This is a genomic window from Streptomyces sp. NPDC033845 (assembly GCF_055576225.1).
This window is the reverse complement of the sequence record NZ_JBVIRI010000004.1, coordinates 111,958-126,505: the sequence shown is the minus strand read 5'-3', so window position 1 is coordinate 126,505 and position 14,548 is coordinate 111,958. Positions and strand designations below refer to the sequence as shown.

Annotated in this window: 13 protein-coding genes; 8 read left to right on the top strand and 5 right to left on the bottom strand. The window is 71.0% G+C overall.

What is annotated here, in order from left to right:
* The first annotated feature begins 358 nt into the window (after window positions 1-358).
* The 7 genes from ccrA (at window position 359) to pssA (ending at window position 8,164) form a co-directional block, all read left to right on the top strand.
* The gene (gene ccrA, locus ACZ50K_RS10395) at window positions 359-1,696 is read left to right on the top strand and encodes a crotonyl-CoA carboxylase/reductase (protein WP_468900216.1); all 1,338 of its coding nucleotides are present in this window, start codon (window positions 359-361) and stop codon (window positions 1,694-1,696) included.
* Between the two features lie 32 nt (window positions 1,697-1,728).
* Entirely contained in the window at window positions 1,729-3,789 is a 2,061-nt protein-coding gene (locus ACZ50K_RS10390; protein WP_468900213.1) for a protein meaA, read from the top strand.
* Window positions 3,786-4,760, top strand: a complete 975-nt coding sequence (locus ACZ50K_RS10385) for an HpcH/HpaI aldolase/citrate lyase family protein (protein ID WP_468900210.1) — start codon at window positions 3,786-3,788, stop codon at window positions 4,758-4,760. Before ACZ50K_RS10390 ends, ACZ50K_RS10385 begins: the two co-directional genes overlap by 4 nt.
* Before the next feature lie 4 nt (window positions 4,761-4,764).
* Complete coding sequence (locus ACZ50K_RS10380) at window positions 4,765-5,277, top strand: MaoC family dehydratase (protein ID WP_468900207.1); 513 nt, start codon at window positions 4,765-4,767, stop codon at window positions 5,275-5,277.
* Between the two features lie 2 nt (window positions 5,278-5,279).
* The gene (locus ACZ50K_RS10375) at window positions 5,280-6,485 is read left to right on the top strand and encodes an acyl-CoA dehydrogenase family protein (protein ID WP_468900204.1); all 1,206 of its coding nucleotides are present in this window, start codon (window positions 5,280-5,282) and stop codon (window positions 6,483-6,485) included.
* 178 nt (window positions 6,486-6,663) lie between these two features.
* On the top strand, window positions 6,664-7,320 hold the full coding sequence (locus ACZ50K_RS10370; protein WP_468900201.1) for a phosphatidylserine decarboxylase: 657 nt from the start codon (window positions 6,664-6,666) through the stop codon (window positions 7,318-7,320).
* A 61-nt stretch (window positions 7,321-7,381) separates the two neighbouring features.
* A complete protein-coding gene (gene pssA, locus ACZ50K_RS10365; protein WP_468901149.1) occupies window positions 7,382-8,164 on the top strand; it encodes a CDP-diacylglycerol--serine O-phosphatidyltransferase in 783 nt (260 codons plus the stop codon).
* A gap of 82 nt (window positions 8,165-8,246) precedes the next feature.
* Here the strand turns inward: pssA and ACZ50K_RS10360 are convergent, their stop codons facing one another.
* The 5 genes from ACZ50K_RS10360 to ACZ50K_RS10340 are packed head-to-tail and all read right to left on the bottom strand — an operon-like array spanning window position 8,247 to window position 13,095.
* Window positions 8,247-9,509 (bottom strand): ABC transporter substrate-binding protein, encoded by a 1,263-nt coding sequence (locus tag ACZ50K_RS10360; protein WP_468900198.1) that lies wholly within the window; start codon window positions 9,507-9,509, stop codon window positions 8,247-8,249.
* A complete protein-coding gene (locus tag ACZ50K_RS10355) occupies window positions 9,506-10,570 on the bottom strand; it encodes a branched-chain amino acid ABC transporter permease (RefSeq protein WP_468900195.1) in 1,065 nt (354 codons plus the stop codon). The genes ACZ50K_RS10360 and ACZ50K_RS10355 overlap by 4 nt, the downstream gene beginning before the upstream one ends.
* On the bottom strand, window positions 10,563-11,453 hold the full coding sequence (locus tag ACZ50K_RS10350) for a branched-chain amino acid ABC transporter permease (RefSeq protein ID WP_468900192.1): 891 nt from the start codon (window positions 11,451-11,453) through the stop codon (window positions 10,563-10,565). The genes ACZ50K_RS10355 and ACZ50K_RS10350 overlap by 8 nt, the downstream gene beginning before the upstream one ends.
* Window positions 11,450-12,247 carry an ABC transporter ATP-binding protein gene (locus ACZ50K_RS10345; protein ID WP_468900189.1) on the bottom strand — a complete coding sequence of 266 codons (798 nt, stop codon included), beginning with the start codon at window positions 12,245-12,247 and terminating at the stop codon, window positions 11,450-11,452. The genes ACZ50K_RS10350 and ACZ50K_RS10345 overlap by 4 nt, the downstream gene beginning before the upstream one ends.
* The gene (locus tag ACZ50K_RS10340; protein ID WP_468900186.1) at window positions 12,235-13,095 is read right to left on the bottom strand and encodes an ABC transporter ATP-binding protein; all 861 of its coding nucleotides are present in this window, start codon (window positions 13,093-13,095) and stop codon (window positions 12,235-12,237) included. The genes ACZ50K_RS10345 and ACZ50K_RS10340 overlap by 13 nt, the downstream gene beginning before the upstream one ends.
* 208 nt (window positions 13,096-13,303) lie before the next feature.
* Here ACZ50K_RS10340 and ACZ50K_RS10335 point away from each other — a divergent pair, with 208 nt between their 5' ends.
* Window positions 13,304-14,485, top strand: coding sequence for a PucR family transcriptional regulator (locus ACZ50K_RS10335; RefSeq protein WP_468900183.1), 1,182 nt, complete (start codon window positions 13,304-13,306; stop codon window positions 14,483-14,485).
* Window positions 14,486-14,548: the final 63 nt, after the last annotated feature.

Genomic DNA, 14,548 nt, shown 5'->3' with positions numbered 1-14,548 from the left:
CCTACTCGCCGGTAACTCTGATCGATCATCGCTCATCTGCGCAGGTCAATCGGCAAATGAGAGAAAGTTTTGGCACGTGGTGCCTTGTCGAGTGGCACGGGGTGCCATACGTTGAAGTCGTCCGGATGTCCCCGCGATCCCGCCCACCACGGCAAGGGAACGCGCCCCGGACGCCTGCGTCACAGGCAGCTCAGACGCCCCACCACGGGCGTTGCCGGCACCCCGCACAGCACCCTCACCGCACAGCACCCTCACCGCGCAGCAACCGCACCGCCGGACCGACGGCACCGCACACCCTCATCCAGCTCAGCACTTCTCTTCAGCGCACCCTCATCCAGCGCTCGCCGGAGGCACTACCGTGAAGGACATTCTGGACGCGATCCAGTCGCAGGCCGCGACGGCCGACGACTTCGCGGCCCTGCCGCTCCCCGACTCGTACCGCGCGATCACCGTGCACAAGGACGAGGCGGAGATGTTCGCCGGGCTCACCACCCGCGAGAAGGACCCGCGCAAGTCCCTGCACCTCGACCAGGTCCCGGTCCCCGAACTCGGCCCGGGCGAAGCCCTGGTGGCCGTCATGGCCTCCTCGGTCAACTACAACTCGGTCTGGACCTCGATCTTCGAGCCGGTCTCCACCTTCAGCTTCCTGGAGCGCTACGGCCGCCTCTCGGAGCTCACCAGGCGCCACGACCTGCCCTACCACGTCATCGGCTCCGACCTCGCGGGCGTGGTCCTCCGCACCGGCCCCGGCGTCAACGCCTGGCGCCCCGGCGACGAGGTCGTCGCCCACTGCCTCTCCGTCGAGCTGGAGTCCTCGGACGGCCACAACGACACCATGCTCGACCCCGAGCAGCGGATCTGGGGCTTCGAGACCAACTTCGGCGGCCTCGCCGAGATCGCCCTGGTCAAGTCCAACCAGCTGATGCCCAAGCCGGACCACCTCAGCTGGGAGGAGGCCGCCTCCCCCGGTCTGGTCAACTCCACCGCCTACCGCCAGCTGGTCTCCCGCAACGGCGCCGGCATGAAGCAGGGCGACAACGTCCTGATCTGGGGCGCCAGCGGCGGCCTCGGCTCCTACGCCACCCAGTTCGCGCTGGCCGGCGGCGCCAACCCGATCTGCGTGGTCTCCTCCCCCGAGAAGGCCGACATCTGCCGGGCCATGGGCGCCACCGCGGTCATCGACCGGAACGCCGAGGGCTACAGGTTCTGGAAGGACGAGCAGACCCAGGACCCCAGGGAGTGGAAGCGCTTCGGCAAGCGCATCCGCGAGCTGACCGGCGGCGAGGACATCGACATCGTCTTCGAGCACCCCGGCCGCGAGACCTTCGGCGCCAGCGTCTACGTCACCCGCAAGGGCGGCACCATCACCACCTGCGCCTCCACCTCGGGCTACATGCACGAGTACGACAACCGCTACCTGTGGATGTCGCTCAAGCGGATCATCGGCTCGCACTTCGCGAACTACCGCGAGGCCTGGGAGGCCAACCGCCTCATCGCCAAGGGCAAGATCCACCCCACGCTCTCCAAGGTCTACTCCCTGGAGGAGACCGGGCAGGCCGCCTACGACGTCCACCGCAACCTCCACCAGGGCAAGGTCGGCGTGCTCGCGCTGGCCCCCGAGGAGGGCCTCGGCGTCCGCGACCACGAGCTGCGTGCCACCCACCTCGAAGCGATCAACCGCTTCAGGAACGTCTGACGGAACGTCTGAGGTCAAAGGGACAGCCTGAGATGACAGAGCGCCAGAAGGACCGTCCGTGGCTCATGCGGACGTACGCCGGCCACTCCACGGCCGAGGCGTCGAACGAGCTGTACCGCCGCAACCTCGCCAAGGGCCAGACCGGCCTGTCGGTCGCGTTCGACCTGCCGACCCAGACCGGCTACGACCCCGACCACATCCTCGCCCGCGGCGAGGTCGGCCGGGTCGGGGTCCCGGTCTCCCACCTGGGCGACATGCGGCGGCTGTTCCAGGACATCCCCCTGGAACAGATGAACACCTCGATGACGATCAACGCCACCGCCATGTGGCTGCTGGCGCTCTACCAGGTGGCCGCCGAGGAGCAGGGCGCGGACATCGCCCAGCTCCAGGGCACCACCCAGAACGACATCGTCAAGGAGTACCTCTCGCGCGGGACGCACGTCTTCCCGCCCGGGCCCTCGCTCCGGCTGACCACCGACATGATCGCGTACACGGTCAACCACATCCCCAAGTGGAACCCGATCAACATCTGCTCCTACCACCTCCAGGAAGCCGGGGCCACCCCGGTCCAGGAGATCTCGTACGCCATGTCCACCGCCATCGCGGTCCTGGACTCGGTGCGCGACTCGGGCCAGGTGCCGCCGGAGCGGTTCGGCGAGGTGGTCGCCCGCATCTCCTTCTTCGTGAACGCGGGCGTCCGCTTCATCGAGGAGATGTGCAAGATGCGCGCCTTCGGCCGCATCTGGGACCAGGTCACCCGCGAGCGCTACGGCATCGAGAACCCCAAGCAGCGCCGCTTCCGCTACGGCGTCCAGGTCAACTCCCTCGGACTGACCGAGGCCCAGCCGGAGAACAACGTCCAGCGCATCGTGCTGGAGATGCTCGCGGTCACCCTCTCCAAGGACGCCCGCGCCCGCGCCGTGCAGCTGCCCGCCTGGAACGAGGCGCTCGGGCTCCCCCGGCCCTGGGACCAGCAGTGGTCGCTGCGCATCCAGCAGGTCCTGGCCCACGAGAGCGACCTGCTGGAGTACGAGGACATCTTCGCCGGCTCGCACGTGATCGAGGCCAAGGTCGAGTCCCTGGTCGCCGAGTGCCTGGCCGAGATCGAGCGGATCCAGGAGATGGGCGGCGCCATGGCCGCCGTCGAGTCCGGCTACCTGAAGTCCGAGCTGGTCTCCTCGCACGCCCTGCGGCGGGCCCGGATCGAGGCCGGCGAGGACAAGATCGTCGGCGTCAACTGCTTCCAGCAGACCGAGGTCAACCCGCTCACCACCGACCTCGACGGGGCCATCATGACGGTGGACCCGGCCACCGAGGCGCAGACCGTGGAGCGGATCGGCCGCTGGCGCGCCGAGCGGGAGGAGTCATCCGACCGCCAGGGCAACGGCGACCCCTTCGTGTTCCCCACCACCCGGCAGGCCCTGGAACGCCTCAAGGAGGCCGCCGCCGGCACCGAGAACCTGATGGAGGCCACCCTGGAGTGCGCCCGCGCCGGTGTCACCACCGGCGAGTGGGCGAGCGCCCTGCGCGAGGTCTTCGGCGAGTTCCGGGCCCCCACCGGGGTCTCCTCCGCCCCCGTGGCGGTGACCGCCGAACCGGGCACCCCGATGCACGAGGTCCGCGCCAAGGTGTCCCGCACCGCCGAGGAACTGGGCGCCGGCCGGCTCCGGCTGCTGGTCGGCAAGCCGGGCCTGGACGGGCACTCCAACGGCGCCGAACAGATCGCCGTCCGGGCCCGCGACGCCGGTTTCGAGGTGGTCTACCAGGGCATCCGGCTGACCCCCGAGCAGATCGCCTCGGCCGCCCTGGCCGAGGACGTGCACTGCGTGGGACTGTCCATCCTGTCCGGCTCGCACAGCGCCCTGGTGCCGGACGTCCTGGAACGCCTCCGCAAGGCGGGGGCCGCCGACCTGCCGGTCATCGTCGGTGGCATCATCCCGAACGCCGACGCGGCGGAACTGAAGGCCGCCGGGGTGGCCGCCGTGTTCACCCCCAAGGACTTCGGCATCACGGAGATCATCGGCCGTATCGTCGACGAGATCCGCAAAGCGAACAAGCTCAGCCCCCTCATCAGCACGGAGGTCCCCGCATGACCACGCCCCTGTCTCCCGTGAACCGGCTGCGGCCGCGCCGGTCCTGCCTCGCGGTGCCCGGCTCGAACCCGCGGTTCCTGGAGAAGGCCCAGGGCCTGCCCGCCGACCAGGTGTTCCTGGACCTGGAGGACGCCTGTGCCCCGCTCGCCAAGGAGGGCGCCCGCCACACCATCGTGGACGCGCTGAACAACGGCGACTGGACGGGCAAGACCCGGGTGGTCCGGGTCAACGACTGGACCACCCACTGGACCTACCGGGACGTGATCACGGTCGTCGAGGGCGCGGGCCCCAACCTCGACTGCATCATGCTGCCGAAGGTGCAGGACGCCCAGCAGGTGGTGGCCCTGGACCTGCTGCTCACCCAGATCGAGAAGACCATGGGCTTCGAGGTCGGCCGGATCGGCATCGAGGCGCAGATCGAGAACGCCAAGGGCCTGGTGAACGTCGACGCCATCGCCGGCGCCTCGCCGCGGCTGGAGACCATCATCTTCGGCCCGGCCGACTTCATGGCCTCCATCAACATGAAGTCCCTGGTCGTGGGCATGCAGCCGCCCGGCTACGGCGCCGACGCCTACCACTACATCCTGATGCGGATCCTGATGGCGGCCCGCACCCACGACCTCCAGGCGATCGACGGCCCCTTCCTCCAGATCAAGAACGTGGACGGCTACCGCGAGGTCGCCGGCCGCGCCGCCGCCCTCGGCTTCGACGGCAAGTGGGTGCTGCACCCCGGCCAGGTGGACGCCGCGAACGAGGTGTTCTCGCCCTCGCAGGAGGACTACGACCACGCCGAGCTGATCCTCGACGCCTACGACTGGTGCACCTCGGAGGCCGGCGGCAAGAAGGGTTCGGCGATGCTCGGCGACGAGATGATCGACGAGGCCAGCCGCAAGATGGCCCTGGTCATCGCGGGCAAGGGCCGGGCCGCGGGCATGCAGCGCACCACCAAGTTCGAGATCCCGGAAGGCTAGGGCCATGCAGTTCGGACGCACGTACGAGGAGTTCGAGGTCGGTGCGGTCTACAAGCACTGGCCCGGGAAGACGGTCACGGAGTACGACGACCACCTCTTCTGTCTGCTGACCATGAACCACCACCCGCTCCACATGGACAGCAACTACGCCGAGAACACGACCGACTTCGGCCGGAACGTGGTCGTGGGCAACTACATCTACTCGCTGCTGCTCGGCATGTCCGTGCCGGACGTCTCCGGCAAGGCGATCGCCAACCTGGAGATCGAGTCGCTGCGGCACATCGCCCCGACCTTCCACGGGGACACCCTCTACGGCGAGACCACGGTCCTGGACAAGACCCCGTCGAAGTCCAAGGACGACCGCGGGATCGTGTACGTGGAGACCCGCGGCTACAAGCAGGACGGCACCGTCGTCTGCGTCTTCCGGCGCAAGGTGATGGTCCCCACCGAGACGTACATCAAGGAGCGCGGCGGCGAGCAGCCCGGCCGCCCCCAGCCCAAGGAACAGGGGAAGTAGCCATGGCACGACTCGCCCAGACCGCCGGGCTCACCGAGGTCCAGCAGGAGATCCTCAAGACCGTCCGGGAGTTCGTCGACAAGGAGATCATCCCGGTCGCCACCGAGCTGGAGCACCGCGACGAGTACCCGCAGCAGATCGTCGACGGGCTCAAGGAGCTCGGTCTCTTCGGGCTGATGATCCCGGAGGAGTACGGCGGTCTGGGTGAGTCGCTGCTCACCTACGCGCTGTGCGTGGAGGAGATAGCGCGGGGCTGGATGTCCGTCTCGGGCATCATCAACACGCACTTCATCGTGGCGTACATGCTCAAGCAGCACGGCACCCAGGAGCAGAAGGACCACTTCCTGCCGCGGATGGCGCTGGGCGAGGTCCGCGGGGCCTTCTCGATGTCCGAGCCGGGGCTGGGCTCCGATGTGTCGGCCATCACCTCCAAGGCGGTGAAGGACGGTGACGAGTACGTCCTGAACGGCCAGAAGATGTGGCTCACGAACGGGGGATCCTCGACCCTGGTGGCGGTCCTCGTCCGAAGTGACGAAGGACACGCGGAGGGCACCGCCCCGCACAAGTCGATGACGACCTTCCTGGTGGAGAAGGAGCCGGGCTTCGGTGAGGTCCGTCCCGGCCTGACCATCCCGGGCAAGATCGACAAGATGGGCTACAAGGGGGTCGACACCACCGAGCTGATCATGGACGGACTGCGCATTCCGGCCAATCGCGTGCTCGGCGGGGCGACCGGCCGAGGGTTTTACCAAATGATGGACGGGGTCGAGGTCGGCCGGGTCAACGTGGCGGCACGTGGCTGCGGGGTCGCACAGCGTGCCTTCGAGCTGGGTGTCTCGTATGCCCAGCAACGTCACACTTTCGGCAAGCCGATCGCCCAGCACCAGGCCATTCAGTTCAAGCTCGCCGAGATGGCTACCAAGGTCGAGGCCGCCCATGCGATGATGGTCAATGCAGCACGCAAAAAGGACTCCGGGGAACGAAACGACCTCGAAGCAGGGATGGCGAAGTACCTCGCCTCCGAGTACTGCAAGGAGGTGGTGGAGGACGCCTTCCGGATCCACGGTGGATACGGCTTCTCGAAGGAGTACGAGATCGAGCGGCTGTACCGCGAGGCTCCGATGCTGCTCATCGGTGAAGGTACCGCCGAGATCCAGAAAATGATCATTGGGCGACGCCTGCTTGAGGAGTACCGCCTCCAGGGCTGAAAGTCCCGATTCGCCCCCCTATGGGGGCGAAATGGGTCACATCCGGTCACTGGCCTAGGGGCACCGACTCGGCTTCTGGCTTGCCCAGTTGTTGCGCGCAACCGATAGCATTCCAGTAAAGCCGCCGTCCCGTCCCCCCGTTTACGGCGCGGCAATCACCCCGCTACGAAGGTCATCCATGCCCCACAGCCAAACCTCTGCACCTCGCGACAGCCGCACCGGCGTACGCCTCGCGCGCGGAGCATCGCCGTGGCTTCTGCCGACCGTCGCCACCGCGGCCCTCAGCCTCGCCCGGGCCCGCAAGTCCGGGCGCTGGGCCGCTGCGGCCGTGCCCGCCACCGCGCTCGCGGCGGGCATGCTGTGGTTCTTCCGCGACCCCGAGCGAGAGATCGCCCAGGGCCGGGTCATCTCCCCGGCCGACGGAGTGGTGCAGAGCATCATGCCGTGGAAGGACGGGCGCACCCGGGTCGCGATCTTCATGAGCCCGCTGAACGTCCACGTCAACCGTGCGCCGCTGGCCGGCACGGTGACCTCCGTGGAGCACGTGCCCGGCGGGTTCGTCCCGGCGTTCAACAAGGAGAGCGAGAACAACGAGCGCGTTGTCTGGCACTTCGACACCGAGCTCGGCGACATCGAGATGATCCAGATCGCCGGCGCGGTCGCCCGCCGGATCGTGCCCTACATCCCGGCCGGCACCAAGGTGGAACAGGGCGAACGGATCGGTCTGATCCGCTTCGGCTCGCGCGTCGACATCTACCTCCCCGAGGGCGTCGAGGTCGCGGTCGAGGTCGGCCAGGCCACGACCGCGGGGGTGACTCGCATTGACCGTGACTGATCCCGAATCACGTACGGACTGGGTTCCGGAGGCGGCCGAGGAGGAGACGGACGGCGAGGAGATGCCGCTGTCCCTCCGGCTGTCGATAGCGGACACCCTGACGCTCGGGAACGCCACCTGCGGGTTCATGGCGGTGTACTTCACCACCACGGGCATCCTGATCCCGCACCTCACCGGCAGCACCGAGTCGGGCATGGCCCGGCACAGCGCGGCCACCGCGGTGATACTGATGCTGCTGGCGGCGGTCTTCGACCTGTTCGACGGGCTCGTGGCGCGCAAGCTGCGCAGCTCGCCGATGGGTGCGGAGCTCGACAACCTGTCCGACCTGATCAGCTTCGGTCTGGCCCCCGCCTACTTCGTGCTCGTCTACGGCATGGTCGCCGACGACGCGCACCAGAAGGTGTCGGCGGTGGCGGCGATCGTGGTGCTGCTCGCGGTGGTCCTGCGGCTGGCCAGATTCAGCTGCGTGACCATGAAGGACGGCATGTTCCAGGGCATGCCGAGCCCCTTCGGCGCGCTCACCGTGGTCTCGATCGTGCTGCTGGAGCTGCCGTTCGTGCCCACCCTGCTGGCGATCGTCGGGGTGGCCTGGCTGATGGTGAGCCGGGTCGAGTACCCCAAGCCGCGGGGCGTCCTCGCGGTGGCGATGCTCAGCTGGATCGCCGGGGCGATGGGCCTGCTGACGGCCTGGGCGTTCGACGCGCCCGGCGGCCAGCTGCTGCTGCAGACCGGCTGCGCCCTGCAGATCGTGCTCGCCGCGACCATCCCGCTGTTCGCGACGACCCGCCGGGTGAACACCTTCCGGCACAACCGCCGCGAGGCGCGGGCCGCACAGCTCCCGTAGCCCGGGAGCCGGTGCGCACGGAACGACGAGGAGGGGCCCCGGACGCCGATGGCGTCCGGGGCCCCTCCCGTTGCGTATGCGGTCAGCCGGCCGGGGTGAACTTCTCGGCCGCCGGGGCGACGGCCGCGCCCTTGACCACCGTCAGCCCGCCCGGCACCTTCTCGTCCGGCTTCATGATCAGGCTCTGCCGCGAGGAGGGGGCCTTCGGGTCGGAGAAGTCGTGGGTGATGCCGAAGCCGTTGTCGTACGACTTCAGGCCCAGCAGGGCCTTGCCCACGCCCTCCCGGGTGAGGTCCTTCGCCTCGCAGGCCTTCTTCAGGACCTCTCCGTACACCTGGGCGGCCGTCCAGCCGGCCGCCACCCCGTTGTCCAGGCCCGCGCCCGGGTACGCCGCCTTGTAGGCCGCCGCCAGGCCGGCCGGGCCCGCCTCGGTGGAGCCGATCGGGAGGGTGGAGGCGGCGATGTAGTAGTTCTTCTGGAGGGCCGCGCCGGCCGGGGTGGCCAGCAGCTGGGGGGCGTAGGCGGAGTTGTTGCCGACGATCGGGACCTGCCAGCCGCTCGCCGCCGCGACCCCGACCAGGGAGGCCGCCTGGCGCGGGCCGGCGCTGATCACCACGGCCTTCACCCCGGCCCGCCGCAGCGCCGCGACCTGGGCGGTCATGTCGTTGTCGGTGGGCTTGATCTTCTGCTCGACCACGGTCAGCCCGGCCTCGGCGGCCGCGTGCTCGGATCCTTCGAGGGCGTTCTCGCCGTAGTCGCCCTCGAAGTAGACATGGCCGATCTTGTCCCCGGAGGCGATCTTCTTCTCGTCCAGCAGATAGCCGATCGCGTTGACCGTCTCGATGTCGTAGGTGGCGCCGACCGTGCGGATGTACGGGCTGCCGAGCAGTGAGGCGGACCAGGCCTGCGGGATCACCAGGGCCTTGTCCCGGCCGTCGATCCGCTCCTTGGCGGCCGCCACGAACGGGGAGCCGATGAACTGGGCGAAGCCCAGCACCTGGGGTTCCAGCTCGGTGTAGGAGGCCAGCGCCTTCTGCGGGTCGTAGCCGTGGTCCCGGACGGCGAGCTCGACCGTCCGGCCGCAGATCCCGCCGGCCTCGTTGGTCTGCTTCGCCCACAGCTGCTGGGCCTGGGTGACGCTCTTGCCCAGCGAGGCGTAGACCCCGGTCATATCGGTGAGCACACCGAGCTTGATGCTCTTGTCGGTGACTCCCGCGCCGGTCTTGACCCCGCCGGCGCCCTCCTTGTCCCCGTCGGAGCCGCCCGCCTTGCCGCTGCAGCCGACCGCGCCGGCCAGGACCAGGGCCGCCGCGAGGGCCGCCGTGCCGATTCTGGTACTTCTCACGCTTGCTCCTTCTTCGAGGGGGTGAGCGAGGGGGTGAGCCGGGTGAGTCCGCCGGGCAGGAACAGCACGACCAGGACCACGGCCGCGCCGTACAGGTAGCGGGAGGCCTCTCCCGGGGAGACGCCGCCGGTGCCGGGGGCCGACACCAGCGGCAGGGCGTCGCTGTAGCGGGTGAGGAGCTGGGGCAGCAGGCTGACGAAGACGGCGCCGGCCACCGCGCCCGCCACCGTGCCCAGCCCGCCGATGACGATCATGGCGAGGAACTCCAGGGACAGCACCATGCCGAAGTAGTCGGGCACGGTCCGCTGGAACACCAGCGCCAGCAGCACCCCGGCCAGTCCCGCGTACATCGAGGACAGGACGAACACGGCCGCCCGGTAGCGGGCCACCGGCACGCCCAGCACCCCGGCGGCGATCGAGTGGTCGCGGATCGCGTTCATGGCCCGGCCGGGCCTGCCGCGCAGCACCCCGCGGGCGAACAGGGCCCCGGCCAGCAGGGCGGCCAGCCCCACGTACCAGAGCTTCTCGGCGGACTGCAGGGGGACCGAGGCGACGACCGTCTCGGTGTCGTCGAAGGTCAGGCCGAACAGGGACAGCGGCTCGACCTCGCGGCCGTTGAACCCGCCGGTCAGCGGGGTGGCGTTGAACAGCAGGTGCTGCCCGATGAAGATCAGGGCCAGGGTGGCGATGCCCAGGTAGGCCCCGCGCAGCCGGCCCGCGATCGGGCTGAACAGCCCGCCGGCCAGGCCGGTGAGCAGCACCGCCAGGACCGCCGCCAGCCAGCTGGGCAGCCCCAGTCCGACCAGTTCGTGGCCGCCGGACCGGCCGCCGTCCCCGGCGAGCGCGCAGTAGCCGTACGCGCCGACGGCGAGGAAGAAGGCATGGCCCATGGACAGCTGGCCGGTGGCTCCGGTGAGCAGGTTGAGGCCGATCGCGCCGATGGCGGCGGCGATGGCGAACAGGCCGGCCTGGAGCCAGAACCGGTCCAGGTAGAAGGGCAGGGCGAGGAGGACCAGGGTCCCGGCGGCCCACAGGCCGCGGCGGACGGCGCGTTCAGACACGGGCCGGCTCCTTCGTCCCGAACAGCCCGGCCGGACGGACCAGCAGCACGGCGACCATCACCAGATAGGGGGCCAGATCGCCGATCCCGCGGCCCAGGAAGCTCAGCTGGCTCTGGTAGCCGGTGGCCAGGGCCTCGGTGACCCCGACGATCAGACCGCCGGCCAGCGCCCCGGTGGTGGAGTCCAGTCCGCCCAGGATGGCGGCCGGGAAGGCCTTGAGGGCGGCCAGCGAGGTGGCCCGCTCCAGGCCCGGGGTGGGGAACACGGTCAGGAACAGGGCGGCCACCGCGGCCAGTGCCCCGGCCACCCCCCAGGCGGCCAGCGAGACCCGGCCCAGCCGGACCCCCATCAGCGCGGCGGTCTCCGGCTTCTCGGCGGCGGCCCGCATGGCCACCCCCCAGGAGGTGTAGCGGAACACCAGCAGGAACACGGTGATCAGCAGGCCGGCCACCAGGATCGCGGCGATCCGGGTCTGGGCCAGGGTCACCGGTCCGATCCGGACCACCGCGCTGCCCCACGGGTCGCCCAGGGCCAGCACGTCGGTGCCGATCCGGCGGGTGAGGTCGGTGATCAGCAGGATGTCCACGCCGATGGTGACGATGGCCAGCACGCTCTGGTCCTGGCCCCGGTAGCGGCGCATCACCAGGAACTCGATGCCCGCGCCGACGGTGGCCGCGGCGGCCGTGCCGACCAGCAGGGCGGGCCAGAACCCGATGTGCTCGTGCAGCACCGCCGTCACGTAGCCGCCGGCCAGCAGCAGCGAGGCGTGCGCGAAGTTGACCACCTCGGTGGCCTTGAAGATGACGACGAACCCGAGGGCGATCAGCGCGTACACCGAGCCCATCGACAGGCCGCCGAAGAACAGTTCGAGGAAGGTGCTCATGCCTCCTCCCCCTCCTCCCCCAGATAGGCGCGGATGACCTCCGGGTCGTTCTGCACCTCGGCCGGGGTGCCCCCGCCGATCCGTCGGCCGAAGTCGAGCACGGTCACCGCGTCGGCGAGCCGCATCACCACCCCCATGTCGTGTTCCACCAGCACGATCGAGATCCCCAGGCCGTCCCGGACCCCGGCGATGACGGCGGCGGTGCGCTGCCGCTCGTCGGCGGTCATCCCGGCCACCGGTTCGTCCAGGAGCAGCAGCCGGGGTTCCATGCACAGCGCCCGGGCCAGCTCCACCAGCTTCTGCTTGCCGTACGGGAGGGAGCCCGCGGGCGCCCCCAGGTCCGCTTCCAGGCCCACGAACTCGGCGATCTCCCGGACCCGTTCGCGGTGCCGGCGGTCCTCCCGGGCCGCGGCGGGCAGCCGCAGTCCGGTGGCGAGGAACCCGGACCGCATCAGCCGGTGCCGGCCCAGCAGCAGGCTGTCGGCGACCGTGCTGTGCGGGGGCAGCGCCAGGTTCTGGAAGGTGCGGGCCACCCCGAGGCCGGCGATGGCGTGCGGGGCCAGCCCGGTGAGTTCCCGGCCGCCGAACCGGACGCTGCCGGAGGCCGCCCGGTACACCCCGGACAGCAGGTTGAAGCAGGTGGACTTGCCCGCCCCGTTGGGGCCGATCACCGCGTGCACGCTGCCCGGCTCCACGGTGAAGGACACCCCGTCCAGGGCGGTCAGTCCGGCGAACCGGACAGTGGCCTCCCGGACCTCCAGCGCGGCCGTGCCGGGGGCGGTCACTCGGACCACCGGCTCAGGGTGCGCGGGGCGCGGGGGCCGGGGACCCCCGACGGTCCGGACGCCGCCCCGGCACCGCCGGGGGCACCCGGACCGTCGGGGGCGCCCGGGTCGGCGGGGGCCTCGTCGGTGATGCCCAGGTAGCGGCGGCGGACCTCGTCGGAGGCGGCCAGCTCGGCGGCCGGGCCGCGCAGGGTCACCTCGCCGACCTCCAGGACGTACGCCTGCGAGGCCAGCCGCAGGGCCAGCGCCGCGTTCTGCTCCACCAGCAGCACCGAGGTGCCCGCCGCGTTGATCTCGGTGATCGTGGCCGCGATCAGCGCGGCCATCTTCGGGGCCAGCCCGAGCGAGGGCTCGTCCAGCAGCAGCAGCCGGGGCCGCGCCATCAGGGCCCGGCCCAGGGCCAGCATCTGCTGCTCCCCGCCGGACAGCAGTCCGGCCCGCTGCCGGGCCCGCCGGGCCAGCACCGGGAACAGCTCGTGCACCCGGGCCAGCGAGGCCGCCACCTCGGCCCGGGAGCCGGACCGGGCGCCCAGTGCCCCGGCCCGCAGGTTGTCCGCCACCGTCATCCGGGCGAACACCTGCCGTCCCTCGGGCACCTGCACCACCCCGGCGGCGACCACCTCGGCGGCGCTGAGCCCGTCCAGCGGGCGGCCGTCGAAGCGGATGCCGCCGCCGGTGACCGCGCCCCGGTGGAAGGGCAGCGTCCGGGACACCGCGCGGAGCAGTGTGGACTTGCCCGCCCCGTTCCCGCCGAGCACCACGGCCACCGCGCCGGCCGGCACCTCCAGCGATACCGAGCGCAGCGCCCGTACCGGGCCGTAGCCCACGGACAGCGCGCTCACCTGAAGCGAAGCCAAGTCCTCCCCCTCCGGAGTGTTCCCGAGCCTTCCCTTGTGCTGGCGCACAGACCAGCACCGGGCGGACCGCCCGTCCACGGCCGGAACCGGAATCGCTGCGGATGACCAGCCGGGGGCGGGGTCCGGTTGTGCAGCGGCACAGTCCTGGGGAAGCGGTCCGTGACGGGGGCGTGACGGGGGGCGTACGGGGGTGGCATCCTCAGCGGCCATGGGCGGTCAGCGAACGCGGACGGACGTGGAGTGGTCGGTCCTGCTCGGGGCCGCCGAGGTGCTGATCGGCCGGATTCCCGGACTCACCGACCAGCTGATCGAGGACCTGGCGAAGCACTCCCCGCTGTTCGATCTGGCGGTGCCCCGGGACGAGCACTGGCGGCAGGTCAGCGAGGCCATGCACTACGGGATCGAGGCCTTCGCGGCCCGCCGTTCGCAGCCGCGGAAGGACCTGGCGTACGCGGAGGAGCTGGGCCGCCGCCGGGCCGGTCAGGGCCTGCCGCTGGACCTGCTGCTGTACGCCTACCGGCGGGCCGGCCGGCTGACCTGGGAAGCGCTGCTGGACATCGTCACCGAACGCGATCCGGACGCGCTGCCGGTGCTGGCCCGGTCGGCGGGCGCGATGTGGGCCGGGATCGAGCAGCAGGCGGCCGCGACCGCGGAGGCCTACCGGACGGCCGAGCGGGAGATGCGCCGGCGCAGCGACGAGCGGGTCCAGGCCCTGCTGGACGCCCTGCTGGAGGGGGACGCGGCGCCGGGGCTGGCGGCGGGCGCGGCGGCCGGGCTGGACCTGCCGGAGCAGGGGCGGTACGCGGTGGTGGTGCTGCCGGCCGACCGCCGGGACGGGGTGCACCGGATCGAGTCGGTGGGCGGCATGCGGCTGTTCTGGCGGATGCGGACCGAGCGGGAGCTGGCCGTGGTGGCGCTGGGGCCCTGCTCGCTGGACGATCTGACGGCCGAGCTGGCGGACCGCTGTCCCGGTCCCGGCGGGATCAGCCCGGTGGTGACCGGGCTGGCCGAACTGGGGCGGGCACGGCGGCTCGCGGAGACGGCGCTGCGCACCTGCGGTCCGGAGGAGCGGGCCCTGGTCCGGCTGGCGGACCGGCTGCCGACCTCGCTGGTGGTGCGGCAGCCGGAGCTCGCGGCCGAGCTGGTCGGCACGGTGCTGGGCCCGCTGCTGGAGCTGGATCCGGCGGACCGGGCGGTGCTGCTGGAGACCCTGGACGCCTGGCTGGCGGCCGAGGGCTCGGCGGGGCGGGCGGCCGGGCGGTTGTACTGTCACCGCAACACCGTCTTCAACCGGCTGCGGCGGCTGGAGCAGCTGACCTCGCATTCGCTGTCCCGGCCGCGTGATCTGATCGCCCTGACCCTGGCCCGGGACGCGTACCGGCTGGGCTGAGCGGGGGCCGGGCGGGTGCGCCCGCCGTATGCTTGATGTCGGAAAACCGCCAGCCCGGGGCGG